Source organism: Paraburkholderia lebeckiae, from assembly GCF_050436325.1.
GTDB classification, from domain to species: domain Bacteria; phylum Pseudomonadota; class Gammaproteobacteria; order Burkholderiales; family Burkholderiaceae; genus Paraburkholderia; species Paraburkholderia tuberum.
Genome location: NZ_JBNDLZ010000003.1, coordinates 924,611 through 950,530, shown reverse-complemented (window position 1 = coordinate 950,530; position 25,920 = coordinate 924,611). Strand labels below are relative to the sequence as shown.

The window sequence follows — 25,920 nt, the reverse complement described above, 5'->3', positions numbered from 1 at the left end:
GGGCGGTTGAACGCCGCCCCGACCGCCAGCACAAAGGTTGAACGTTACGAAAGGAGCAACGCAATGAAGTGCCCCGTTTGCAAGACCCCCGATCTGCTGATGACCGAGCGTCAGAACATCGAGATCGACTATTGCCCGACATGCCGTGGCGTATGGCTCGATCGCGGCGAGCTGGACAAGCTGCTGACCCAGATGCAGGACACGCCCGAACCGGACAACAGAAGCAATCAGGTCGAGCGCGACGCGCGCTACGGCGACCGCGACGGCCACCATGACCAGCAGGGGGGACGGCGCAACGATTCTTACCACGGCGATCAGCGCAAGCACTACGATCCGCGCCGCAAGAAGAAGTCACTGTTCGATATGTTCGACTTTGACTGACCTGCATGCCTCCTGCCCTCGAACTGTTCTGGCGGGCATTCCACAACCGGCGTGAAGTCGGCGCGTGCTTGGGCCTCGTACCACAGCCATACGACAGTAGCGGGACCCGCACAGATCAGGGCATCAGCAAGCAGGGCAATCGACGGGTGCGTGCCCTCTCGTCACAAGAGAGTAGGTAGAACCATCTTAACGGAGGGGAAGCAAATGGACGCAGCAACACCCCTTTGGGTGACCCGCTTCATTGTGAACCGACGGCGGATCGATTGCAGCGGGCATTATTCAACTGCACCATCCCGGTTGTCATGGAAGTCAAAAGTACGCCGGAAATAAGTTGTGAAAGCGGCTGTCGAAAGATGCCTTGGCGGAGGCTTGAGCTGTATGCGGGGAAACTTGCACGTACAGTTCTCAGGGGCTGGGCGCGGGCAACCGCGCCTGGCTACCCAGCGACGTTGGATCTCACGAGCGCGACGATCGGCTTCAGACCTGAAACCTAGATTTGATTTGCAGCATTGATTACTTCGTTCCGGCGAGGCGTGAGGGTACTCGATCGATAATTTGTGACCTAGTTCGTAAACAACCTTGACAACTTTTTGCTCATAGAAGGGCACCCCGAGAAACGTGAACGGAGCGTCCAAGAAAGACACTGGACTACGAGACGCCCGCCGAACGATTCCAGCAAACTATTGCATCCACCTCCGGTCAAAAAGCTGGGCGATCTTCTGGAGAGACTCTCCCTTCCGCCAACGTTCCCACATCAGCGCTTTCTGCTTCTCGCTGTAGTAAATCCGGCGTCGCTGTTTCATCTGCAACACTCCCACTGCTTGCGCAGTCTTCAGTGTGTTGCATCCACCGGTTGAATCCGCCCTTGAAACCCGCCACTGAGTCAGCGGTTGGTCGAAGGGCGGCTATATAGGGTCGATGGGCGACCTTTGCACGGTTCCATTTCTCGGCTCGCAAGGCGCAATCGGCCCAATGGAACTATCGCATTGCGATCATCGTCAGCGCAGCTGTATCGCGGACGACGCCGGGCGCCTTAGTCGGGTTCCGCCTGCTGGCATTCCGCCTGATACCAACGATCGACCTGACGCTGCGCCGCCTGCAGATCCTCCGGGTAGTGTGGATCGAACCATGGTGATGGGTCGTAGCCCGCTTTCCTCAGGGCCGCCAGTTCGCTCCGGCTTCGCTCAGGGGTGGGAGGGGCGTTGTTCCTGAGCGCGGCCGGGTCGCGGCATTGCGCAGCGCTTAATGGCGGCAAGCTTTGCGATATGCCGCCCGCAGCGCAGCCAGCGAGCGAAAGAATCAACGCAGGAAGCGCCGGCCAGGTCCTCGGCGAGTTCTTCATGGCCCAATTTCCTCCAATGAAGCGATGAAGTTTGATCGAGACTGAGTATTGTCCTTCGAATCAAGCCCACCGTCTTGCTGGAGCCTATTCATTTATCGCCGCTGCTCAATTCGTGGTGCTTATGCGAGTGCGTGGCCATCCGGCCGGGTGCGGCCATCACCACCCACCGGCACGTGCTCTCACGAGGACATTCGAACGTCGCGTTCACATCGGAAACGGCCATAGCCTTCATCTGCCCGGCCGTTTGATCAGGCGAGCCGTCGGCCGCAAACTTTGGATAGATCGCGTATGGACGTCGACTCGATATAAAACGCATGCGTGCTTCTCGCGGACATTAGCAATCTGCTCATCGCTCTAATGGAATAGCGGTAGTAGCTATTGTCATCATCGAATTGAACACGCGTGCGTTCGCATCGAGACCTTCGAGGTGATCGCCGCGTTCCTGCTACGTAAGGGGCCGCAACCGTGCTCAAACCAGGGTGTTGCCGGCATCGCGAGGTCATCCTACACAGAAACGGCCCCGCCTAAACGTTGAACAGTTCGCTACGCGCCGCGTCCATGATCATCGCGACAGCCGGGTGGCTGATGTGGCGCTCGATAGAGATTGCAAAAAATTCCTCGACGATCGAATTGATCTGCCCGACTATCGTCAGGTTGTGCTCTGTCTGCAACTGGCTTTCGAGCACGGTTGGCGCGAACAGCAGGCCGCGGCCTTCGCGGCCGAATGCCATGGTCATCGCTCCGTCGTCGAACTCGCCGACGATGCGCGGCGAAATGGCGTGCGAGGCGAGCCAGTGATCCAGCTTGCGCCGCACGGCGGATTCCGTGCCGGGCAGTAGCACCGGCAGCTTGTCGAGCGACATCGGGAAGCGTTTTTTGCTGCCTTGAATCAGCGCCTGGGTTCCGAAGCAGCTTAGCGTCGAACGTCCGAGGCGGTGATTGAACGCCTTGATGTTGACGTCGACGGGAATGGGGGCGTCCGCGATGATCAGATCGAGGCGGTGCACGGCCAGTTGCGCGAGCAGCGCGTGCAGTTTGCCTTCGTGACAGATCATGCGCAGCGACGCCGACGCGCTCAGCGCGGGTTCCAGCAGCCGGTACGCAATCGCCTTGGGGACCGAATCCGCGATCCCGACGCGAAACCGCGTTTGCGCACCGGATTCGCTTTCGCGCCGCACAGCGCTTTCGAGTTCCGAACCTAACGAAAATATCTCGTCGGCGTAGTCGAGCGCGAGGCGCCCCGCATCGGTCAGTTCGAGCGTGCGGCCGGTTTTCCTGAACAGCTTCTTATCCAGCGCCTCTTCGAGAAGCTTGATCTGGCCACTGAGCGTTTGCGGCGTGATGTGCAACTGTTCGCCCGCGCGCACGATGCCGCCCGCGCGAGCCGCGACCCAAAAGTAATAGAGATGCTTGAAATTCACGTACCCTCCGTCGATTACGGAAAGATACGATTTTCTCGAGGTATCGACAATAAAAATACGAATTTTATGTCGGTATGGGTTCAGTTAGATTTGAAACCTCGCCCCGAGGTGTCGGCGGCGTTTCATGACAGCTGACAGAGGTGACATATGGCATCGGTTGCAGAATTGCTGCGTGCGAAAGCTTCCCGGACAGTGTGGTCGATCGAGGCATCCGCTTCGGTTTGCAACGCGATATCGATCATGGCTCACAGGGAGGTTGGAGCGCTCATCGCCGTGCACGACGGGCGCATAGCCGGCATCGTGACGGAGCGGGATTACGCCCGGAAGATCGTTCTGATGGAACGCTCGTCAACGAATACGCCTGTGCGCGACATCATGTCGACGGCGGTGCGTTATGTCAGCCCGAAGCAGACGACGGACGAGTGCATGGCGATCATGACAGAAGATCGGATTCGCCATCTGCCTGTGATCAGCGCAGGGCAGGTGACAGGAATGGTGTCGATCGGCGATCTGATCAAGAACCTGATTTCCGAGCAGGAACACACCATCCGGCAACTGGTGCACTACATCCACGGCAACGGTTTTCACGCCGCTTTTGATGGATCGAAGGCACAACCGGCGGCGAGCTTGCGTAGCTAAAAATATTACTGTTCGTAATGTATTTGCGCGCGCAAATGGAGCGCGTTGCGGGCAGTTTCCCGACTCATCGAAAGAGGTTTTTATGTACACGCAAATCATCAACAAATTACGAGGTGCTGCCGGTGCAGTCACGCGCGGGACGGCCGCGCTCGGTCTGGCGGGACTGCTGGCGCTGGGCGCCGTGGCGTCGAACGACGCCGAGGCGAAGCGCGTAGGCGGGAGTCAAAGCATCGGGCGGCAGTCGCAGACGGCGTCGCCGTCTGGACAAGCGCAGCGAAGCCAACAGGCACAGCCGGCACAACAGGCCGCGCAGGCGCCTGCTGCGCCAGCGGGTAACCGCTGGATGGGCCCGCTGGCTGGTCTCGCTGCGGGCCTTGGGATTGCAGCATTGCTGTCGTCGTTTGGCCTGGGCGAAGAACTGGCGCAGATGCTGTCGAATGCGTTGCTGATCGGGGCGGTGATTTTCGCCGGCGTGATGCTATTCCGCTTTATCGCCAACCGGCGTCGTCCGGATCTTGCCTATGGACACGGTCCCGTGAACCGCCAGCAAACGAACGGCTCACGGTTTCTGAATCAGATCCCGCAAGCGCGGCCTGAAGCGAACTTGCGGGGCTGGCCGAACGCGGCGATGGGTTCGACGGGAGCAGCGGACACGGAGAGGACAACGGGACTACCACTCGAGCAAGATCAGGCGGCGTTTCTTGTATCGGCAAAGACCTTGTTCATGCGCCTTCAAGGCGCATGGGACCGGAACGAGCAGGGTGACCTGTTCGAATTGACGACGCCGGAGATGTTCGCGCAAATCAAGCGGGATCTCGAAGCTCGGGGTCGCCAGGTGAGTCATACGGAAGTCACGCAACTTGACGCGGAACTGCTTGGCACAGAACGCAATGCGGATGAAACGCTGGTTAGCGTTCGCTTTTACGGTCAAATGCGGGAAGACGATGCGCCGACTGCCCAGCCGTTCCAGGAAGTCTGGAACATGGTCAGCGACGCACGTGGCAACCAGGCGTGGCGACTGGCCGGCATTCAGCAAATTGACGGATGAGAGCGTAGTTGAAACCGGCAGCGGCCTGCTGCCGGTTACTCGTGAGGGTGGCGCGCGCCGCGGAACTACCTGAGACCAACCTTTCGCCAACGACCGCGCGTGAGAAAGTCGAGCGCCACTTGCGGAGTGGCAAACGCTGGGCGCATCAGGCGATAGTCGGCCAATAGTTGCCGTTCGCGCAACACACAAAGCCGTCATTGCGATGGCCGGTCCACTCGGCGGATTCAACCGGTCGATGCAACAGATTGATGAGATCGCTCAGCCGGTGTATCGAAGTTTAGAGTTTTCCTCGCACGTTCGTTGAGTCGCCTGGCGACGGCATTGAGTTCTGCCTGCGAATACACTGAGAGATCGATTCCTTTAGGGAGATACTGTCTCAGGAGTCCGTTGGTATTTTCGTTCGACCCGCGTTGCCGCGGATTGTGCGGATCGCAGAAGCCACTGATGCTGCGAGCGGGTGCGGCGTGTCGGAGTGGGTGCCCATGGCGCCCAAAACCGGCGCAAGCCTATCCTGCCATACCTCAATTTTCATGTTGTTTTCTGCGCCATGTGTGACCTCCGTGCATAGGATGTACAAGCCATGTGCAACAGAAATTCGCTTCAATGTAGTCGCAGTGTGTCGTGCGTTCAATGCAGTGATGCAGCGAAGTAGGTTGCGTGTGCATGGCCGGTTGATCTCCGAGTGCATCAGACGTGGCGACACCCGACGCATCACTGGGTATAGAGCAGATCACACTGATGTTGGAGGCGCCGTTGCGTGGTCGTGAATGCCTGTGCAAGTCGAATGGCCGTGAATGGAAGCACCGTAGCGATGGCGACGCAAGGTAGGTGAGTATCGCGTTTGCTGGCTAGCAACATCGAACGTGTTCCGGTTCTCCCTCAAGGTGAATCGTAAGCACCTCGCGACGGCCGTCCGCAACGCGGCGCCCGCGTGAGGCATGATCGGGAATCGGGTTACGTGTCAGCAGACGCCGATGGGCCAGACTGCCGAGGCAGCTTCGTGGCCACGTTCCAGGGCAACAGTTCGTCGATGCGGTTAATGGGATGGTCAGCGATATGGGTCAGGACGTATTCGAGGTAGGCGCGCGGGTTGATCCCGTTGAGCTTGCATGTGCCGATCAGACCGTACATCGCGGCTGCCCGCTCGCCTCCGCTGTCGGAGCCGGCGAACAGGAAGTTCTTGCGGCCCAGACTCACACAGCGCAGCGCGTTTTCGGCCAGGGCGTTGCTGATCTCAGCACGACCCTCTTCGCAGTACAGCGCGAGCGCGTCCCACTGGTTGAGCGAGTAACGGATCGCTTTGGCCAGTTCGGATTTCTTCGACAGCGTTGCGAGCTTGTCCGTCATCCACGTCCTGATGGTCGCGAGCAGCGGCACGCTTTTCTCCTGCCGCACGCACAGCCGTTCAGCAGCGGGTTTGCCACGGATGTCCGCCTCGATGCCGTAAAGTCCACCGATCAGTTCGAGCACCTCTCGGGTCGCCTCGGTAGGCGTTCGGGCATGCACGTCGTAGAGGTACCGTCTCGCGTGGTCCCAGCATGCAGCTTCACGGATCTTGCCGCTCTCGTACAGTTCGTTGAAGCCACTGTAGGCGTCGGCCTGCAGGATGCCCTCGAATCCAGCGAGATGGGTCTGGGGGTGGATGCCTTTGCGGTCGGGCGAGTAAGCAAACCACACCGCGGCCGGTTCGGTCGAGCCCGAACGGGTGTCATCGCGCACATACACCCACAGTCGCCCGGTCCTTGTCTTCTTCCTGCCCGGCTCGAGCACCGGGATCGGCGTGTCATCCGCGTGCAGCTTCGACGGTGCCATCGTGTAGCGGCGCAGTGCCTCGGTCAGCGGCACGCAAAGGGCCTCGCACTGGCCGACCCAGCGTCCCATGCTGGCCGGATCCAGCTTCACGCCGTCGCGCGCGGCAATCTGCGACTGCCGGTACAACGGCGCGTGGTCAGCGTACTTCGAGACGAGGATGTCGGCCAGCAGGCTCGGATGGGCAATGCTGCGCGTGATCGGCAGGCCGGGCATGGGCGGCTGCGAGAAGTGGTGGCCGCACGGACAGACCGTCTTGCGCCGGATCGTGCGGATCACCTTGAACATTGCCGCGACGCGGGCGAGCTGCTCGGACACGTCTTCTCCGAGCGGCTGCATGGCGCTGCCGCACTTCGGGCAGGTCGCGTCGGCGTCGAGTACGCGTTCTTCGCGTGGCAGATGCGGCGGCAGCGCTTCTTTCGGCGATGCGTCGCCCACAGGCGTGCTCGCGCCTGATTCGTGGGCGCGTCGCACATCAGCGACACCACGCTCACCGGTCAAGTCCTCGAGCGCGGTTTCGAGCCGCGCGACCTCCCGGTCCAACTGCTCGGACTTGCGTCCGAACTGCATGCGCTTGAGCTTGTCGATCTGCGCCTTGAGCTGCCCGATCTCCAGATCGCGTTCGGCAAGCTGGGCACGCGCCTCGACCAGCAAGGCCCGCAGGGTTGCAACATCGTCAGGAAGTTCAGCGCCGTTCGACATGTGGCGCAGTTTACGAGCCTTCCTCGCGGTTTACAACATCGACAGCGCAGCCGTACGACGCGGCTGCCGCCAATCGATGCCTTCGAGCAACATCGACAGTTGCGCCGCCGTCAGATGGACCTTGCCGCCATCGGCGTGTGGCCAGACGAAGCGACCACGCTCAAGCCGCTTCGCAAGAAGCCAGAGCCCGTCTTCGGTCGCCCACATGACCTTCACGAGATCGCCGCGCCGGCCCCGGAAGATGAACACGTTGCCACCCAGCGGATTGTCCTCGAGCGCCGTCTGCACCTTTGCCGCCAGCCCCTGGAACCCGCAGCGCATGTCGGTGACGCCTGCCACCAGCCAGACGCGTGTACCCGTGGGTAGAGAGATCACGATCGCACGCTCCCCAGGACGACGCGTAGCGTGTCGGCGTCGACAACGCCGTTGACCTTGACTACCACGTCACCGAACCGGATCTCGATCGTCCCGGCTCGTGCAGTCCGGTTGCAGACGTCCCTTGGATCTGGGGGCATCGCCACGCGCTGCGGCGGCGTCTCATGAACCACCGCCACTGGAATCAGGCACGTCGTTTCCGCCTGCAATTGCTCGCGATAGCGACGCCGCCAGGTAAACAGCATGTTTGCATTGATGCCATTGTCCCGCGCCAGCTTCGCGACCGACGCACCAGGCTCACATGCCGCGGCCGCAAGCCGGCGTCGAAACTCGCGATCATAATTCGGGCGTCCCTTGCGGCTACCCGGCCTGGCTTCCGACTCTGTCACAGTGATGTCCATCAAATCGAAAATGATGGGCACCACTTTGATGTCGGTTCTCGCCGCCGTCTACGACGGTCGTCGTGAGGTGCTTACGGTGAATCGACGAGCACATGCTGACCAGTTCTGTTGACGCTCGTGTGCGTGAGCAGTGAGCGTGTGAAAGTCCATGTGCATTGAAGAGAACTGGGATCAACACCAAAAAATATTTCCTGTTCCGCCAAATTCCTCTGTATTCCGATCTATTCCATCCGCGCCGACAACTGCACGCAACTGGTGTTGACGGCACGTGAACACCTGCGCAAGATGCAATGAAGGTCGTGTGTCGGAGCGAGTCATGCCGGTCATCAGAAGTTTCACGCGAGGGCAGTGCGAGGCGCTCGGACGCAGGCTTGATGCGCTACCCGAAAAGGCGAAAGACGAGCGAGTCAGTCAAGGTGGGGGACGGCGTCAGATCCATACGGACACAGATCAGTGCAGCGCGGGAGAGAGGGTACACGCTGCACGAACTCATAGACCAGGCCGCACAGGAAGGCATCGATGTGAGTCTCAACTGGCTGAGATAGGGTCTCTTGCATATGTCGAATGGCGCTTCATTCGCGCATGACGGACCATCAACGAAAGTCACATCACAGATTGAACCGCTGACCCGTCTGCCCCGACAGGCAGCGGAGGAACGTGGCCGGTGATGCCACGTTTCATCCAGCTGCATTGATAACGTCCAAACATCAATGCTTCGAAAAAATGCACTTATCGCGTAACTCCATTTGCGTGAGTATCTGTACTCAAGGTTCCAGCGAGATTGGAACGAAAGTAAAACGCATCGGAGACAAGGCTATGTACAACGCAAGGCGCACCTGGAGCGGCTAACGATCGCCCCTTGGGCCGGGCCGTCTCGAGCCCCAGCCGGTTCGAGCACCGGACAATTCAACACACATCAGCAACGCATTCCGAACGCCATCGGCGTCACGGCCGCTTGTCACGCCTGGCGCTTTCGCCAAACGACCAATCCGAACACCCGTTTCTTTCTATATCGCTATGCCCTTCAGGAGACAACTTCATGCAAATCACCGGTATGTTGCACGGCGCGCGCCTGCTGCAATTCGTCGGATTTCCGGCCAGCGAAATCCTGGGTCCGGGCGCCAGCGAAGAGGAAGTCAAGGCGCTGATCGACCGTCATCGCCAGATCTTCATCAAGCCCGTCTTCAAGGGCGGAGTCGGCAAGAAGGGCAAGGCAGGTTTGCTTGGCCGTGCGACCGACCTGAAGACCGCGCTCGCGGAAAAGGAGCGGCTCTACTTCGCCGGGCATACCGTCGGCCACATCAAGGCGAAGGCGAATGGCGTCACGTTCGAAGCCGGTGTGCCGGCCACGCACGAAGTCTACTTCTCGATCACGGATTCCACCCGCTTTCGCGCACCGACCATGACGCTCTCCCACATGGGCGGCATGGACATCGAGGAAGTCGACCCGAAGCAGGTGGCGATGGTGCCGTTCGACGCGCTGACCGGGCTGAAGGCGTTCGTCGTAGCGAATGCACTGAGCGAGATCGGCGCGCCGAAGGAGATCATTTCGCCGCTCGTGCAGCAGTTGCCGAAACTCTGGGAACTCTTTCACGACTTCGGCATGACGACGCTCGAGTTGAACCCGATCCGCATGCGCGAGGACAGGCACGGTCGCCTTACGCCGGTTGCGTGCGACTTCAAGTGCGGCTTCGATCGCGACGATCCGCGCTGGGCGCGGCTTGGCCTGCCGCCTCATCTGTTCGCCGCCGATTACTCGGATTTTGAGCAGGAGATCAACCAGCTTCGCACCCACCAGGGCCAGAGCGATGTGTATGTGATCAACGAGAAGGGGACGATCCTCGCCCCTACCTTCGGCGGCGGCGCCAACTCGCTCGTCACCGAAATGCTGGGCGACGCCGCGATCATCTCGTCGGATTTCGGCGGCAATCCGCCTTACGCGAAGATGAAGGAAGTGGCGCGCATCTGTTTCAGGCACTGGCTCGAACAGGCGAACGTGCTCTTCATCATCGGCGGCAAGTCCAATAACACGGACATCTACGAGACGCTGCGCGCCATGGCCGACGCCCTGCGCGAGCACTTCAGCGGGCACGGAGCGACACCGCTTTATGTCGTGCTGGGCCGGGGAGGCCCGAACCTCGTGCGCGGCATGTCGGCGCTGAGGGACACCTGCGACTCGCTGGGCCTGCCCTACCGGCTGTTCGGCTTCGACTCTGACATCAGCGAAGTGATCCAGTACGCACGCCAGGCGGACGCCTGGATGCGCGCCGGCGGCCGCACCGAGATCGCAGCAAGGATTGGCGCGTCACCGAGGCAAACCGGAACGGCTCATGCCTGAGGAGATCGACATGTACAAGCAAGGCAGCAATACGTTCAGGTACTTCGTTGGCGTCAACTCACTCGCACAGATCGCCACGCGCGAGGATCGCGTGTGCGTGCTCAACATCCTGGGCGGTGAATCGTCGGACGTGACGCCGGTGAGTCACGCATTCTCGGGCGGTAACGTCGTATTCGGCACCGCGCCGGGCAAGGGCGGGCAAGTGCTCGCGACGCCGGCCGGCGATATCCCCGTGTACAACAACGTCCGTGAGGGCCTGCAGGCGGGACACCGGTTCAACTGCGGCGTCGTTTACCTGCCGCCGTCCGCGGCCCGCGACGGCGTCGCTGAGCTGATTCGCGTGAATCCCGAGCTGCGGAAGATTTTCATCATCACCGAGAAAATCGCGGTCCACGACGCCCGCGAAATCCGCGCGATGGGCCAGCAGGCGGGCATCGACATCTTCGGCGCGAACGGCCTCGGCGTCGCCGATTCGTGGAATCGCGTGAGGATCGGCGGAGCGCTCGGCGGCGACAATCCTGACGATTCGTTGCGCAAGGGCTCGATCGCGATCTTCTCCAACTCCGGTGGCTTCAGCACGACGATTGCGCAATACCTGCGCATGGGTGGCTGGGGCACGTCGACAGTCATCTCGAGCGGCAAGGACGTCTACATCCACTATGCCGCGCCGGAATTCGCGTTCGCACTCGCCAACGATGCGCGCAGCAAGGCTGCGGTGCTTTACTGCGAACCGGGTGGCTACTACGAGGCCGATGCGGTCTTCACGAAGCCAGTCGTCGCGTGCGTCGTGGGACGGTGGAAGAGCCGCCTCACGCGGGCAGTCGGCCACGCCGGCGCGATGGCCGGCGGCAACGACGATGCGCAAGCCAAGGAACGCTGGTTCATGCAGAAGTTCGGCGTCGAGCGCCTCTTCACGCCGGATGATCCATGCTGCTCGACGAAGGGTGCCGTGGTGACAAACATCGCGCACATCCCGGCCGCGCTGAGCGCCGTGATGCGCGCCAACGCGACGATGCCCGATTTCGACTCGGAGGGCAGTCTCGCACTCAAGCCGTGGTTCGGCTCCGATCAGGGCATCGCGCTGCCGGACGGCCTCGCGATTCCGGTCGTGGAAGCTGTTGCGCCGTATAACGAGCAGGTCCATCAGGTCAATCGACAGATCGGCGTGATCGCTCCGCGCCAGGCGCTCAAGGACGCATCGGGCGCATCGCAGATGGATGCGAAAACGCAAGTGAGCAGCCTGCACGGCGCGTCGATGCTGGAGGCCGCGACGCGTTCGCTCGAAGCGAACGTCGGCCTTGCCCTGCTGCACGAGTTCGGCGGAGAAAACGACGAGAAGCTCATCGATGTCGCGATCGCCGGATTCGTCAATCTGCACGGAACGCCGGAACTCGCGGCGGCGCAAGCCGCACGCGAGGCCGGCAATGCACCCAACGCCATTCTGGCCGCCGCGGCCTCGATCATCGGGCCGAAACGTCAGCGCGCGGCGCGGGATGCCGCGAAATGGATGATCGAACGCTTCTCGGCAGCCGGTCTTACGAGTGCGCTCGACGAGAACTTTGACATCGCCCGGATCGACGTCAGCGGCTGCGAGCCGCTCTTTACCGACACGCGCGATTTGCGCGCCGAAGCAATGCTCGCGGGACTCGCCGAGCGTCGAGTCAGATCGGTCCTCGTGCGCTGGCTCACGTCTCAGCCCGCTCACCCGACCGGCGACGCGGTGCTGGCCGCGATCACGACGACGCTGGCGTGGGGCCCGCTCATGCGCAAGCGCATCTCGCGCGTGACCGCCGAAAGCCTGCCCTGGTGGAGCATGCTGTTTGGGACGCTGATCGGTGCATCGGCTGACGCCTCGCGACACCGTCCCGACGGCTTTTGCGGCTTTACCACGCAAGCGCTGCTGAACGAACGCAGCCTGACAGAAATCTGTTTTGCCGCGTTGCTCAACCTCGCGCCGGGGCCCAACGATCTGTTCGCCTTCAAGACGCTCGTCGGTCTGCTGCTCACCAACGGTCCGGGAGCCATCTCGGCGCAGGGAGCAAAGGGCGCGGTATCCGCCGACGGCCCGGAAAGCCCCGAGCGCGTGCAGCTCAACAAGGCGCTGGTCGGCTTTCTCTCGCATACCGGCTACACGCACGGCGGGAACGGGTACGAGGGTATCGCGTTCCTGATGGATGCTTTCAGGGAAACCGCGCTGGACGATCCGTCGAAGCCCGGCCACGGCGTGGACCTGCGCTCGCTCGCCGAGCGCTCCGTCGAGCGCTATGCGCAGTACAAGGCGCGGCAGAAGCATGCGGGTAGCCTCGATATCGCGAAGCTGCCGGGCGTGAACCATCCCGTCTTCAAGGACAGACCGGTCAACCACGACCCGCGCGAAGTGTTCATCGCCGACTTGAGCGAGAAGCGTGGGGAATATAACGTGTTCCATGCGTGCTACCGCGAGCTGGTGCAGGCGTTGTTCGAGGCAGGCGTCTCGCGCAACGTCTATTGCGTCAATGTCGATGCGGTGATCGCCGCATTGCTGCTGAAGATGCTGTGGCAGCCGCTGCAACGTGGTGAATTGACTGAGACCGATCTGGAAACCGCCGCATTCACGATCTTCCTTTATCCGCGCATGCTCGGCTGCGCGGCGGAAATCGACGATCACCTCAACCGCGGACGCAACATGGACACCCGAACGCCCGCGTCCCAGTGCCGCTTCGTAGCTTGAGCGCTTCGCCGACACTGATAACCAACGGACATCAATCGTTTCGAAAATAGCACTTATCGTTTCGTGTGGTCCGGGCGAACATTCGACAAACAACAAATCGCCCGAACACCGCAAGTTCAAAATTTCTGGAGACACCTCGATGCATCCCTCCTCACCCCCGCTGGCCCCCGGGCAATCGAAGGCATTCGCCGTGCTACGCGTGACGGCAGGCAACTTCCTGGAGCAGTTCGACTTCTTCCTGTTCGGCTTCTATGCCACGCAGATTGCCGCGGTCTTTTTCCCGGCGGGGAGCGAGTTCGCTTCACTGATGATGACGTTCGCAGTGTTCGGCGCGGGCTTCCTGATGCGGCCGCTCGGCGCGATCATCCTCGGCGCGTATATCGACGATGTCGGTCGCCGAAAGGGCCTGATTGTCACGCTGTCGATCATGGCGAGCGGCACCATCCTGATCGCGTTCGTGCCCGGCTATGCGACGATCGGACTATTCGCCCCGGCCCTGGTTCTCATTGGCCGTCTGCTGCAGGGCTTCTCCGCGGGTGCGGAACTGGGCGGCGTATCGGTTTATCTCGCCGAGATGGCGACGCCGGGCCGCAAGGGTTTCTTCACGAGCTGGCAGTCGGCGAGCCAGCAAGTGGCGATCGTCATCGCTGCCGCGCTCGGCTTCTCGCTCAATCAGTGGCTCGATACGGCGGCGATCGCTGCGTGGGGATGGCGCGTGCCGTTCTTCGTCGGCTGCATGATCGTGCCGTTCATCTTCATCTTGCGGCGCAATCTCGAGGAAACGCAGGAATTCAAACAGCGCCAGCATCGCCCGAGTATGAAAGAAGTCTTTACGACGCTCGTGCAGAACTGGAATGTCGTGATCGCGGGCGTGCTGCTGGTCGCAATGACCACCACGAGCTTCTATCTGATCACGGTGTATGCGCCGACGTTTGGCAAGGCGGTCCTGCATCTGAGCACCGCCGATAGCCTGCTCGTCACGCTGTGCGTGGGGATCTCCAACTTCATCTGGCTGCCGATCGGTGGCGCCCTATCGGACCGGATCGGACGCCGTCCGCTCCTTCTCGGAATGACGATCCTGGCAATTGCGACCGCCTACCCCGCGCTTTCGCTGCTGGCTCACGCGCCGAGCTTCGTCAACATGCTGCTTGTGCTGCTCTGGCTCTCGTTCATGTACGGGATGTACAACGGCGCGATGATCGTCGCGCTCACCGAAGTGATGCCGGTCGAAGTGCGTGTCGCCGGATTCTCGCTGGCCTACAGCCTCGCGACGGCGGTCTTTGGCGGTTTCACACCCGTTATCTCGACCGCGCTCATTCACATGACGGGCGATAAGGCCGCGCCGGGCTACTGGATGAGCTTCGCCGCGGTGTGCGGGCTCGGCGCCACACTCGCACTGTATCGGCGCCATCGCATTCCGCTGCATGCGGCTTCCTGAAGCATCGCTTCGCTCCTCGAACTTCAGCCTGACGTTCTTTCAACCATGAAATCCATCCTTCTGAAACTCTGCGCCGCGGCGCTCCTCGGCAGCGGCGCCGCTGCGGCGAACGTGCAGGCCGCCGATCTGCACGTGATGAGCTCTGGCGGCTTCACCGCCGCCTACAAGCTGCTCGGCCCCAAGTTCGCGGCGTCCACAGGCAACACGCTCGATACCGCGCTCGGACCGTCGATGGGCAAGTCGCCGGAGGCCATTCCGAACCGGCTTCAGCGCGGCGAGCCTGCCGACGTGGTGATCATGGTCGGCTATGCACTCGACGACCTCATCAAGCAGGGCAAGGTGATCCCCGATTCGCGCGTCGAGCTCGCGGATTCGCGCATCGGGATGGTCGTGCGCGATGGCGCGCCGAAGCCCGACATCGAGTCTGAGGCGGCGCTCAAGGAAACCTTGCTGCATGCACGGTCGATCGCTTACTCGGATAGCGCGAGCGGCGTCTATATCGAGCGCGAGTTGTTCAAGCGGCTCGGCATCGAGGAACAGGTGAAGAACAAGGCGAAAATGATCCCGAAGATCCCGGTGGCGTCGGTGGTTGCAACCGGCGACTACGAAGTGGGATTTCAGCAGGTGAGCGAGTTGCTCCCGGTGAAGGGCGCGGCTTACGTCGGCAAGATTCCGGAGTCGATACAGTCCGTCACGCGCTTTGCGGCCGGCATCCCGGTCGGCGCGCAGCATCCGAAGGAGGCGAAAGCGCTGCTCGACTATCTCGCGTCGCCCGCCGTGCAGCCGGAGGTGACATCGACCGGGCTCGATTCCGTCGCCACGCATTGAGACGACGGCAACGATTCAGCCCGGCAGGTCGGCGGGCTGATCGAAAGCTTCTTCGGGCTCATGCGCCAGGCTCAATGCATCCTTCAGACGCGTTCGGTCGCAGGCGCGCTCCCAAATCGATACGAAGATCACCGCGCAGGCGTTGCTGATCACACTCGTCAGGGCACGCGCCTCGGACATAAAGCGATCGATGCCGACCAGTAGCGCGACGCCTGCAACCGGCAGATCGGGAATGACGGTGAGCGTCGCGACGAGCGCAACCAGTCCGCTGCCCGACACGCCCGCCGCGCCCTTCGACGTGATCAGCATGACCACGAGCATCGTCGCGATCCGGCCGCCCGAGAGGTGTACATCGCACGCTTGCGCGATGAACATCGAGGCGAGCGTCAGGTAGATCGCCGTGCCGTCGAGATTGAAGGAATAGCCGGCGGGCAGCACGAGACCCACGATGCCCTTGTCGCAGCCAAGCGCTTCGAGCTTGACGATGAGACGTGGCAGCACCGGTTCGGTCGACGACGTCGCGAGCACGATGACGAGTTCCTCGCGAATGTAGCGCAGCAGACGCCAGAGGGAGAAGCGATGCAGGCGTGCGAGGGGACCGAGCACGCAGACGACGAACAGCAGGCACGCCGCATAGAACGACAACATCAGCATGCCGAGCGAGCCAATCGAACGGATGCCGAAACGGCCCACCGTGAACGCCATCGCGCCGAATGCCCCGACGGGGGCAAGCCGCATGATCAGCGCGAGGATGCGGAATAGCACGTGTGCGACGCTATCGATGAATTCCTGCACTCGCCGTCCGGCGCTTCCGCTGGCGTTCAATGCGAAGCCGAACAGAAGGGCAAGCAGCAGGACCGGCAGAACCTCGCCTTTCTCGAAGGCGCCGACAAGCGTCTCCGGAATCAGATGCAGTGCGAACTCGACGAGCCCGTGCGACTGCGTGCGCGTCGAATACTGCGCCAGGATGGCCGTGTCCAGATGATGCGCGTCGATGTGCAGTCCCGCACCCGGATGCAGCGCGAACGCGGTCGCGAGGCCCAGAACGAGCGCAACGATGGTGAGCACGTAGAACAACGCGAGCGCTTTCACGATGGTCCGGCCGATCTTCGAGCCGCTCGCAAGCGACGTGATGCCGATGACGATCGTGCAGAAGACGATTGGCCCGATCATCATGCGAACCAGCGCGACGAACGCGTCGCTGAGCGGTTTCAGCGACGCGCCTACCTGTGGCCAGAAGTGCCCGACGGTCATGCCGAGTCCCATTCCAAGCAGGACCTGGACGTAAAGCAGCCGGAATGGCCTTGGCAGTGTCATTTCGGGGTCTTCTTCGCCGCGCGGGCCATGCCGCTGCGCTTCGTGTCGAGAATCGTCTGATAGAACTGCTGCGCGGCCGGCGCGAGAGGACGTCCCCGGCGTCTGACAATACCCACTCGCCTCGTCACGACCGGATCGACGAGCGCCACGCTGGTCAAAATCGGATGATCGCGCATGGGCATTGCCATTGAAGGCACCGCTGCCACACCGAGTCCCGCTTCGATCAGGCCGAGCATGGTGGTGACATGGCGAGTCTCGCAGACGCTCGGCGTTGCCGGCGCCACCTTGGTCAACGCCTGATCGAGCAGCAGGCGGTTGCCAGAAGTCTTGTCCACGGATACATATTCGTGTTCATAGAGCTCGTTCCAGGTCACCTGTTTTTTCCGGGCAAGGGGATGATCGCGACGGCACGCGGCGACGAACCGTTCCTGCAGCAGGACCTTGAACTCGACCTCGGTTTCCTGGCTGCCCATGAAGCTGACGCCGAAATCGGCTTCACCGCTGATGACCGAGCCGAGCACTTCGTTGGCGCTCGAGTCCAGCAGCTTGACCCGGATACGCGGATAGCGGCTGTGATAGGCGGCAACGACGCTCGGCAGGAAATAGTAGGCGACCGACGGCACGCATGCGATGGTCACATGACCGAGGCGGCTGCTGGAGACGTCGCGGATGCCGAGCAATGCGACATCGAGATCGTCGAGAAGTTGTTCCGCGCTTGGGGCGAACACGCGACCTATGGTGGTGAGCGTCACGCTGCGAGTGGTCCGCTCGAAGAGCCGCACACCGAGCGCTGCCTCGAGCTTCTCGATGCGCCGGCTCAGCGCTGGCTGCGAAATATTGACCGCCTCCGCTGCTTTGCGGAAGCTACCCAATTCCACGACGGCTCGAAACGCCTGCAAATCGTTCAGGTCGAAGTTGACACCCACGGGCCATCCTCCGCATTTTCGATGCGGCTATTTTGCATGATGCGGGTCAAAGCGCCCATTGAGGACAACACCCGGCGATTAGCCCGCGAGGGGGTTACCGAAGGCGGGATCGGGAGCCGACCCGATACGATAAGCGATAGTCAGGCACAGCGTTGCAGCGACACGAAGCCCGGACCGAAGGATGGCAAGAACAGCCGTCGTGACCTCGACTTGCAATACGCCTTGCGGGAGTTCGATCCCCGATGTGGAGAATAAACCGGTCGGCTATTTTTGCTGCAGTACACCCCTCAAAGCCAAGCCTGGCAGCGGTTTTCGGAGGATTTCAGATTTCGGGGGATGGGCAAAAATAGCCTTCCACCTCGCCCCGACGGCCAAAGCCATAAGTAAAGCGGACCCATTATCGTCTTTTTTATTGCTTTACCCGCTCCTCGTTCTACCCGACAGTAACCTCAGCGCGCCGCCACGGCAGCTTGCAGCCGAAACGCGATTGATCAGTGCTGACGGCTACCTATGACAATGATGACCTGCATTGCAGAAAATCTGCGGGTCCGGGAGACGAGTCGATGAGTCATATGGACAGAAGCTTAATCAACTACCGGCTTACGAAGTCAGGGGCCATTCACTTCGGCCAACACACGGCCGGCCCGGCCATGGGCATATCACCTTGCTGCTATCTCTATTAATGACGCGGGATTTATTGCGTCATCGCGATGCACGCCTGCAGGGACCTCTCGAACAGGTGATGCCTAACTGGGAATTAAGGAACACCGAAAACCATACCGCTCCGGCAAGTTTCACCATTCCCAATATCAAAGATATCGATGTTTTATTATCTAAATTATCAAAAAGACAAGGCATCGAGACGAAGACTTCAATTAATGATTAGATCCCGGATAGCTTTTTATATTTAACCGACATTAATACTGGATTCGATATGTCTAACCAAGTGATTTTGCCGCGCATCCTTCAGGTCGGCGCCAACGCCAGCGAGACAGTTTCCACGGTTCTGGCGACTCTCGGCTGCAGTCGCCCCTTGATCATCACCGACAAGATGATGGTGCAGCTGGGCTATGCCGGGCGCATTCAGGAGGATCTCGCCGCCAATGGCAGGACAGCCGAAATTTTCGCTGATACAGTCCCCGAGCCCACGGTTGACTCGATTCGAGCTGGCGTGGAGAAGGCTCGCGCAGGGGACTACGACAGCATCATTGCACTGGGCGGCGGCAGTCCGATCGACAGCGCCAAGGCGATTGGCATTCTTGCCAAGCATGGTGGAGAAATGCGCGACTATAAATTTCCGCGCATTGTTACCGAGGTTGGGTTGCCAATTATCGCGGTGCCCACCACTGCGGGAACCGGCTCGGAAGTGACCCGTTTCACGATCATCACTGACGAGCAGAACGACGAAAAAATGCTCTGTGTGGGCATCGGCTTCATGCCCGTGGCAGCCTTGGTCGACTATAACCTGACCCTCAGCCTGCCGCCGCGCGTCACCGCCGATACGGGTATTGATGCGCTGACCCACGCGATCGAGGCCTACGTCAGCCAGAAAGCCAACCTGTACAGCGACAGTCAGGCCTTGGCGGCCATGCGCTTGATTGGCCCCAATCTGCGAAAAGCCTATCGATCCGGCCAGGACACAGCCGCCCGCGAAGCCCTGATGCTCGGTTCGACGCTCGCGGGTGTGGCGTTCTCCGCTGCATCCGTGGCGCTGGTACACGGCATGAGTCGACCGATCGGCGCTTTTTTCCACGTTCCCCATGGCCTGTCCAACGCCATGCTGCTGCCCAGTGTGACCGCGTTCTCGATCCCGGCGGCGGAAGAACGCTACGCTGATTGCGCTCGTGCCATGGGCGTGGCCGACAGGCAGGACAGTACGCAGACCGCCAATGCCAGGTTGCTCGATGAATTGCGGTCGATCAACGCTGACCTTCAGGTGCCGATGCCCGAACAATTTGGCATCGACCGCGAGCGCTTCTTCAGCTTAATGCCGACCATGGCACAGCAGGCTCTGGCCTCTGGCTCGCCTGGCAATAACCCACGCGTGCCCTCGGTCGCGGAAATGGTCGAGCTCTACCGCGGTCTCTGGTAAGCGAATTCCCCCTAAAAAAAACCGCATCTGATCTGTCGAAGTGACGGTCATTCAGATGCAACAACAGCTCTTGCCATCGGAAGGCAAGACCCTATTCCCATCGCCCGTTTTTGTGGCACTTAGAACCTGTTCCAATCCCAGCAAGGAGTATGAAATGCAGCCCTTCAACGACGACGCAGACGTGGTTCACTTCATCAACGGTCGCCACGTGCCTGGCTCAGGCACTCGAAAGCAGCCGATATTCAACCCCGCGACCGGTTCTCCTGCACGCATGGTGCACCTCGGCGACGCATCCGACGTAAGTGCCGCAGTAGCGTCAGGGACACGGGCATTCCAGGGATGGAGCAATACGCCACCCATCCGTCGCGCGCGCGTCATGCGCCGCTTTCTCGAACTGATGAACCAGCACAAGGACGAGCTGGCAGCGATCATGACGGCCGAGCATGGAAAAGTGTTCAGCGATGCGCAAGGCGAAGTAGCACGGGGCATTGATGTGATCGAGTTTGCCTGCGGCATCCCGCAATTGCTGAAGGGCGACCATACGGAACAGGTGTCGACCGATATCGACAACTGGACGACCCGGCAACCCCTCGGCGTTGTCGCGGGAATCACGCCTTTTAACTTTCCGTGCATGGTTCCTTGCTGGATGTTTCCGATCGCGATCGCCGCAGGCAATGCGTTCATTCTGAAGCCCAGCGAGCGTGATCCGTCAGCTTCGCTCTACATGGCCCGCCTGCTGCAGGAAGCCGGGTTGCCTGACGGCGTGTTCAACGTCGTGCAGGGGGACAAGGTAGTCGTGGACGCACTACTCGAGCATCCTGACGTAAAAGCGGTCAGTTTCGTCGGTTCGACGCCGATTGCCAACTACATCTACGAGACGGGGGCAAAGCACGGAAAACGGATCCAGGCGCTTGGCGGAGCGAAGAATCACATGGTTGTGATGCCCGACGCTGACATTGATCAAGCCGTCGACGCTTTGGTCGGCGCAGGCTATGGCTCCGCGGGTGAACGGTGCATGGCGATCTCGGTCGCAGTCCTCGTAGGCGACGTTGCCGACAAGCTGATTCCGCGGCTCGCTGATCGAGCACGCTCCGTAATAGTAAAGAACGGCATGGAGGCCGACGCCGAAATGGGGCCGATCGTCACACGTCAGGCGCTGGAACGCATTGAAAACTACATCGCGATTGGCGTCGAAGAAGGCGCGTCGCTGGTTGTCGATGGACGTGGCCTCAAAGTTCCGGGGCACGAGGAAGGCTTTTTTACCGGTGCCACGTTGTTCGACCACGTCACGCCCGAGATGCGAATCTATCAAGAGGAAATCTTCGGACCGGTGCTGTCCTGCGTCCGAGCGAAGGACTTTACAGAGGCCGTCGACCTGGTCAACGCGCACGAATTCGGCAATGGCGTCGCCTGTTACACTCGCGACGGACACATCGCGCGCGAGTTCGGCCGGAGAATAGAGGTTGGAATGGTTGGCATCAACGTGCCGATCCCGGTACCGATGGCGTGGCACGGATTTGGCGGCTGGAAGCGTAGCTTGTTCGGTGACACGCACGCGTATGGCGAGGAAGGCGTCCGGTTCTATACGCGTCAGAAGTCAATCATGCAACGCTGGCCGGACAGTATCGAGCAAGGTGCCGAATTCGCGATGCCGACGGCGAGATAGTCTTTCCACTGCAAAACCGCTACAGCTCCCGTGCTGCCACATCCCGGCACGGGAGAGCACACCACCGGTCCTGAAGTAGCAGACCTTCAAATCCGAACGGAAGCGCCCGACATCATGCGCTGCGGCAAATGTCGACAACCGTGCGACCGCTCAGCTTTCCATCCATCATTTGCACGGCTGCCTCCGGCACGTCGTGCAACGCTATTCGGTGCGTGAGTTCGGCGAGCTTTGCTCGATCCAGATTCGCAGCGAGCCGGTTCCACGCAATCTGACGATGAGCGATCGGACACATAACCGAGTCGATGCCCAGCAGTTTTATACCGCGCAGAATGAACGGTGCAACGTTCGCCGGGAACTCCATGCCTTGCGCGAGACCACACGCCGTCACGACGCCGCCATATTTCGTCTGTGCGCATGCGTTGGCAAGCGTATGCGAGCCGACAGAATCCACAACCGCCGCCCAGCGCTCTTTCTGCAACGGCTTGCCGGCTGCCGACAGCGAGTCCCGATCGACCACATCGGCGGCGCCGATACGCCTCAGAAAATGCGCCTGCTCGGGCTTGCCCGTCGACGCCACGACCGTAAATCCCCAACTGCTCAATAGCGAGATTGCCACGCTGCCCACACCGCCGCTCGCGCCGGTCACGAGGACTTCACCGTCGGCCGGCTTGACACCGGCCTGTTCCAGCGCAAGGCAGGATAGCATCGCCGTGTAGCCGGCCGTCCCGATTGCCATGCTTTCGGCCGTTGATAGTCCCTGCGGTACCGCAATCAGCCAGTCGGCCTTCAGGCGGGCTTTCTCTGCGAGGCACCCCCAGTGTGTTTCGCCGAGGCCCCATCCGTTGACGAGGACAATATCGCCCGCTTTCCAGCGAGAATCTGTCGATGTCACCACCTCGCCGGCGCCATCGATACCCGCGACCATTGGCCAGGCGCGTACGACCGGACCGCGGTTCGTGACCGCTAGCGCGTCCTTGTAGTTAAGCGTCGAGTGCGCGATACGAATGAGCACTTCGCCGGCTGCGAGGGGATGCTCGTCGAGGGTTCGGTCATCGAGGCTGGTAACCCCGGCCGAAAAACCGCTGTCATTCTGCTGCAGATAAAGGGCTGAAAAAGCCATGCTTGTCCTCTCTGACGGTAAACGCAGGCGGTCAGGCATGGCGAAGTGATACATCCAGACAACATAAACCATTCAAGGATGTACCACTACGCCATGCCCGACGGCCTCCACGGGCATAAGGCGACAGGTGCCGCGGCAAGCAATGTCACGTCGCTATCTGTCGCGCCGCGCTTCTGGACCTCAGCCACTCCATCGTCACCAGAAGCAGGCTGGAAAATACAATCAGAATTGTCGCAAGGGCAGCAATCGTCGGAGTAATGTTTTCCCGGAGGCCGATGAACATCTGCAACGGCAATGTACCTTGTGTCGGACCCGCGATGAACATCGTGATGACGACATCATCGAGCGACGTTGCGAATGCAAACAGGGCTCCAGAAATAACGCCCGGCGCAATGATGGGCAGGGTGACGGAGAAGAACGTCTTGACGGGCGACGCACCGAGGCTCAGGCTCGCGCGCACGTAATTCTGGTTGAACCCGGCAAGGGTGGCGTTGACAGTGACCACCACGAATGGAGCAGCGATAGCGGTATGACCCAAAATCAGACCAAGGTACGACCCGGCTAACCCCCACTTCGCAAAGAACAGATACATCCCGACGGCAGTGACGATCACCGGCACGATCATCGGCGAGATCAAAATGCCGATCAGCGCGCCCTTGCCTTTGAACGTCGCCTTGTTGAGGCCTAACGCGGCCAACGTCCCGAGGACAGTGGCCAGGATCGTGGCAAGCGGGGTTACGATGAAGCTGTTTTTTCCGGCACGAAGCCAGTCAATGGACGTGAACAGATTGTGGTACCACTTGAACGAGAACTTGTGTATCGGATAGACCAGGAATGTATTGTCCGTGAAAGAAAGCGGGATGATCACCAGTATCGGCAAGACCAGAAAAAGCAGGATCATGACATTGGTCGATCGCAAAAAGTAGTGCCACGCGATCTCGGGAGCCGACGTATAAGGTGCAAAACGCGATACGGTCGTTTTCATGGTCCTAACCTACCTTCAGTTCGTTGCCGACGATCTTTCGATAAACACCGAAGAGTATCAACGTCACGAGAAGCAGAACCGCTCCCAGTGCGCACGCCATCCCCCAGTTCAAGGCCACGTTCGTGAAATAGGCGATGTAGTAGCTCACCATCTGGTCGCCGGCTCCGCCCAGCAATGCCGGAGTAATGTAGTAGCCCAACGCCGTGATGAATACCAGCAGTCCGCCGGCGCCGACTCCTGGCAGCGTTTGCGGAAAGTAGACCTTCCAGAACGCGCCAAACGGGTGACTACCCAGCGAGATCGCTGCCTTCGTATAGGTGGCCGGCACCGATTTCATGACGCTGTACAGAGGCAGAATCATGAACGGCAGGAGGATATGAGTCATCGAGATCAGCACCCCCGTCCGGTTGAACAGCAGTGTCAATGGAGACGATATCAGGTCCAGCGACAGCAACGCCTTGTTGACGAGGCCAGATCCTTGAAGGATGACAATCCAGGCGGAGATCCGCACGAGGATCGAAGTCCAGAAGGGAAGGAGCACCAGGATCATCAGCAGATTTGCCTTACCCGCCGGCAGACTGGAGATCCAGTATGCCAGGGGGTAGCCGAGGAGCAGCGCGGCGAACGTTACCAGGCCGCTAATCACGAACGTTCGCTGGAATACCTCCCGATATGCCGAGGCGCCTGGATCAACCGGAACGATGTCACCGGCAGAATTGCGACGGTAGTCCATCGTCGCGAGGAGATACTGGCTTGTGTATCGGGATGAATCTTTAGCTATTGCCTGCCAGTAACCGGGATCTTCCCAACGCCTGTCGAGTTCGATCAGTTTTTGTCGAACCTCGTGCGCAGGCAGCGCTGAATCATTGTCGCCGAACGGAAGTGCGCTCGAAGTCTTGTAAAACAACGAACGGAAACCCTCCTTCTGCCCGTTCAGTCGACCGGCAGCGGTACCCGAACTGTTGTTCCCGCCGTTGCGCTCGATATCGAGCATCAGCCCGCGAAAAGCGTCATCCGGAACTGCCGATTTCCGATCCCAGTTTCGCAGCGCCGCCGTCGTGTCTGGCAACGCGTCAACGACTTCCGGACTCTGAATCGACCGCGAAATCATGGATGCAACGGGCATCACGAATACCAGAAAAATGAAAATAGCAAGAGGAGCGACCAGCGCCAGCGCCGCCATCTGCTTACGTAAATTCACGTTCCTGAGCGATCGCTTGAGCTCACGCAAATGCCAATCCTGCTGCTGAGTAGTTACCGCGCTCATGTCTCTCTCCTTCGCGTACCCCTGCGTTCGAGCGATGGGTACGCGATTCGCGTTATTTCGCTGCCCACGCGGTGAAACGCTGTTCTAGCGCGTCGCCGTGGTCGGTCCAGAACTCTACGTCGTTGGGGATAGCGGTTTTGCCGTTCTTCGGCGAGTTAGGCAGGTTTGCAAGAGTGGTTGCATCAAGCAACTTTAAGGCGCCCTTGTTGGTTGGTCCGTACGGGATGTGCTGGGCGAACGTAGCTTGAGCCTGAGGTTCGAGCACGTAGGCAAGGTACTTCTCGGCTGCATCCTTATTTTTTGAGCCCTTCGGAATCACGAAAAAGTCCAGCTCATAGACGCTTTGGTCCCACGAGATACCCAGGTTCTTGTTCCCTGCCCGCATTGCGGCGTCGATGCGGCCGTTATACGCGGTGGACATCGAAACGTCACCGGCGACCAGGAACTGCGGCGGCTGTGCGCCAGCCTCCCACCACTGAATGTGTGGCTTGAGTTCGTCCATCTTCTTGAACGCCCGATTGACGCCAGCCTCCGTGCCCAGCACGGTGTACACGTCTTTCGCCGGAACGCCATCTGCCATCAGTGCGAATTCGAGGTTATAACGCGCCTCCTTCTTCATGCCACGCTTGCCAGGAAATTTCTTGACGTCCCAGAAATCCTTCCAGCCCTGTGGCGTGCCCTTCATCAGCGTCGGGTTGTATGCCAGCACGGTCGACCACACGAATGTGCCGGCAGCGCAGGGAGTCACCGATCCAGGCACCAGATCACCCTTTTTCGCGATCTTCGACCAGTCGAGCTTCTCGAAGAGTCCGTCCTGACAGCCGCGTCCGATGTCTGCCGACTCGACTTCAACGACATCCCACGTGACATCTTTGGCGTCGACCATCGCTTTGACTTTGGCCATTTCGCCCGTGTACTCAATCGCATTCGTCGGAATACCGCTCGCTTTCGAGAACGGTTCAACCCAGGCAGCCTTCTCGGCGTTCCCCACGGCGCCACCGTAATTGACCGTCGTAAGGCTGTCGGCCAGTGCGAAAGCGGAACAACACATCATGGCAGCCACGCCGACCGTATTTCTAAAGAACCTCATTTCGTTCTCCTTGGCACAAGGTGAT

The 25,920-nt window shown here is 60.4% G+C and carries 20 protein-coding genes and 2 pseudogenes; 10 read left to right on the top strand and 12 right to left on the bottom strand.

Annotated elements, in window-relative coordinates; all coding sequences use genetic code 11:
- Positions 1-63: 63 nt before the first annotated feature.
- Positions 64-381, top strand: a complete 318-nt coding sequence (locus OKW44_RS22315; RefSeq protein WP_018419933.1) for a TFIIB-type zinc ribbon-containing protein — start codon at positions 64-66, stop codon at positions 379-381.
- A gap of 17 nt (positions 382-398) precedes the next feature.
- Positions 399-539 (top strand): annotated as a pseudogene (locus OKW44_RS22310) (transposase); the annotation flags it as partial.
- 875 nt (positions 540-1,414) lie between these two features.
- On the opposite strand, the gene OKW44_RS22305 reads toward OKW44_RS22310, so the two are convergent.
- Positions 1,415-1,723 carry a DUF4148 domain-containing protein gene (locus tag OKW44_RS22305; RefSeq protein WP_018419935.1) on the bottom strand — a complete coding sequence of 103 codons (309 nt, stop codon included), beginning with the start codon at positions 1,721-1,723 and terminating at the stop codon, positions 1,415-1,417.
- Between the two features lie 524 nt (positions 1,724-2,247).
- Entirely contained in the window at positions 2,248-3,144 is an 897-nt protein-coding gene (nhaR, locus tag OKW44_RS22300) for a transcriptional activator NhaR (RefSeq protein ID WP_018419936.1), read from the bottom strand.
- 147 nt (positions 3,145-3,291) lie between these two features.
- Between nhaR and OKW44_RS22295 the strand changes: the two genes are divergently transcribed.
- Both OKW44_RS22295 and OKW44_RS22290 read left to right on the top strand, forming a co-directional pair.
- On the top strand, positions 3,292-3,783 hold the full coding sequence (locus tag OKW44_RS22295) for a CBS domain-containing protein (RefSeq protein ID WP_026225688.1): 492 nt from the start codon (positions 3,292-3,294) through the stop codon (positions 3,781-3,783).
- A gap of 82 nt (positions 3,784-3,865) precedes the next feature.
- A complete protein-coding gene (locus OKW44_RS22290; RefSeq protein ID WP_018419938.1) occupies positions 3,866-4,831 on the top strand; it encodes a Tim44 domain-containing protein in 966 nt (321 codons plus the stop codon).
- A gap of 224 nt (positions 4,832-5,055) precedes the next feature.
- Here OKW44_RS22290 and OKW44_RS22285 read toward each other — a convergent pair.
- From OKW44_RS22285 to tnpA, 4 genes and pseudogenes are all read right to left on the bottom strand, one after another.
- A pseudogene (locus OKW44_RS22285) lies at positions 5,056-5,268 on the bottom strand (transposase); the annotation flags it as partial.
- A 517-nt stretch (positions 5,269-5,785) separates the two neighbouring features.
- A complete protein-coding gene (gene tnpC, locus OKW44_RS22280) occupies positions 5,786-7,342 on the bottom strand; it encodes an IS66 family transposase (protein ID WP_280784009.1) in 1,557 nt (518 codons plus the stop codon).
- Positions 7,343-7,372: 30 nt separating this feature from the next.
- A complete protein-coding gene (tnpB, locus tag OKW44_RS22275) occupies positions 7,373-7,717 on the bottom strand; it encodes an IS66 family insertion sequence element accessory protein TnpB (RefSeq protein WP_026225368.1) in 345 nt (114 codons plus the stop codon).
- Positions 7,714-8,106 carry an IS66-like element accessory protein TnpA gene (gene tnpA / locus OKW44_RS22270; protein ID WP_280784007.1) on the bottom strand — a complete coding sequence of 131 codons (393 nt, stop codon included), beginning with the start codon at positions 8,104-8,106 and terminating at the stop codon, positions 7,714-7,716. The genes tnpB and tnpA overlap by 4 nt, the downstream gene beginning before the upstream one ends.
- A gap of 1,051 nt (positions 8,107-9,157) precedes the next feature.
- On the opposite strand from tnpA, the gene OKW44_RS22265 reads away from it, so the two are divergent.
- The 4 genes from OKW44_RS22265 (at position 9,158) to OKW44_RS22250 (ending at position 15,432) form a co-directional block, all read left to right on the top strand.
- Positions 9,158-10,456 (top strand): ATP citrate lyase citrate-binding domain-containing protein, encoded by a 1,299-nt coding sequence (locus tag OKW44_RS22265; protein ID WP_280784005.1) that lies wholly within the window; start codon positions 9,158-9,160, stop codon positions 10,454-10,456.
- Between the two features lie 10 nt (positions 10,457-10,466).
- Positions 10,467-13,166 carry a CoA-binding protein gene (locus tag OKW44_RS22260; protein WP_280785259.1) on the top strand — a complete coding sequence of 900 codons (2,700 nt, stop codon included), beginning with the start codon at positions 10,467-10,469 and terminating at the stop codon, positions 13,164-13,166.
- A 139-nt stretch (positions 13,167-13,305) separates the two neighbouring features.
- Positions 13,306-14,604, top strand: coding sequence for an MFS transporter (locus OKW44_RS22255; RefSeq protein WP_026225689.1), 1,299 nt, complete (start codon positions 13,306-13,308; stop codon positions 14,602-14,604).
- 45 nt (positions 14,605-14,649) lie between these two features.
- Positions 14,650-15,432, top strand: a complete 783-nt coding sequence (locus OKW44_RS22250; RefSeq protein WP_018419947.1) for a substrate-binding domain-containing protein — start codon at positions 14,650-14,652, stop codon at positions 15,430-15,432.
- A gap of 15 nt (positions 15,433-15,447) precedes the next feature.
- On the opposite strand, the gene dctA is transcribed toward OKW44_RS22250, so the two are convergent.
- Both dctA and OKW44_RS22240 read right to left on the bottom strand, forming a co-directional pair.
- The gene (gene dctA / locus OKW44_RS22245; RefSeq protein WP_026225690.1) at positions 15,448-16,749 is read right to left on the bottom strand and encodes a C4-dicarboxylate transporter DctA; all 1,302 of its coding nucleotides are present in this window, start codon (positions 16,747-16,749) and stop codon (positions 15,448-15,450) included.
- Positions 16,746-17,675: a LysR family transcriptional regulator gene (locus OKW44_RS22240; RefSeq protein ID WP_018419949.1), complete on the bottom strand. Its 930-nt coding sequence runs from the start codon at positions 17,673-17,675 to the stop codon at positions 16,746-16,748. Before OKW44_RS22240 ends, dctA begins: the two co-directional genes overlap by 4 nt.
- Before the next feature lie 934 nt (positions 17,676-18,609).
- Here OKW44_RS22240 and OKW44_RS22235 point away from each other — a divergent pair.
- Both OKW44_RS22235 and OKW44_RS22230 read left to right on the top strand, forming a co-directional pair.
- Entirely contained in the window at positions 18,610-19,767 is a 1,158-nt protein-coding gene (locus tag OKW44_RS22235; RefSeq protein WP_018419950.1) for an iron-containing alcohol dehydrogenase, read from the top strand.
- Positions 19,768-19,921: 154 nt separating this feature from the next.
- Positions 19,922-21,433: a CoA-acylating methylmalonate-semialdehyde dehydrogenase gene (locus OKW44_RS22230; RefSeq protein WP_026225691.1), complete on the top strand. Its 1,512-nt coding sequence runs from the start codon at positions 19,922-19,924 to the stop codon at positions 21,431-21,433.
- Between the two features lie 112 nt (positions 21,434-21,545).
- On the opposite strand, the gene acuI is transcribed toward OKW44_RS22230, so the two are convergent.
- The 4 genes from acuI to OKW44_RS22210 form a co-directional block, all read right to left on the bottom strand.
- Positions 21,546-22,553, bottom strand: coding sequence for an acrylyl-CoA reductase (NADPH) (gene acuI, locus OKW44_RS22225; protein ID WP_018419952.1), 1,008 nt, complete (start codon positions 22,551-22,553; stop codon positions 21,546-21,548).
- Positions 22,554-22,698: 145 nt separating this feature from the next.
- Positions 22,699-23,538, bottom strand: a complete 840-nt coding sequence (locus OKW44_RS22220; protein ID WP_018419953.1) for an ABC transporter permease — start codon at positions 23,536-23,538, stop codon at positions 22,699-22,701.
- A gap of 4 nt (positions 23,539-23,542) precedes the next feature.
- Positions 23,543-24,805: an ABC transporter permease gene (locus OKW44_RS22215; protein WP_051103765.1), complete on the bottom strand. Its 1,263-nt coding sequence runs from the start codon at positions 24,803-24,805 to the stop codon at positions 23,543-23,545.
- Between the two features lie 52 nt (positions 24,806-24,857).
- Positions 24,858-25,895: an ABC transporter substrate-binding protein gene (locus OKW44_RS22210; protein ID WP_018419955.1), complete on the bottom strand. Its 1,038-nt coding sequence runs from the start codon at positions 25,893-25,895 to the stop codon at positions 24,858-24,860.
- Between the last annotated feature and the right edge of the window lie 25 nt (positions 25,896-25,920).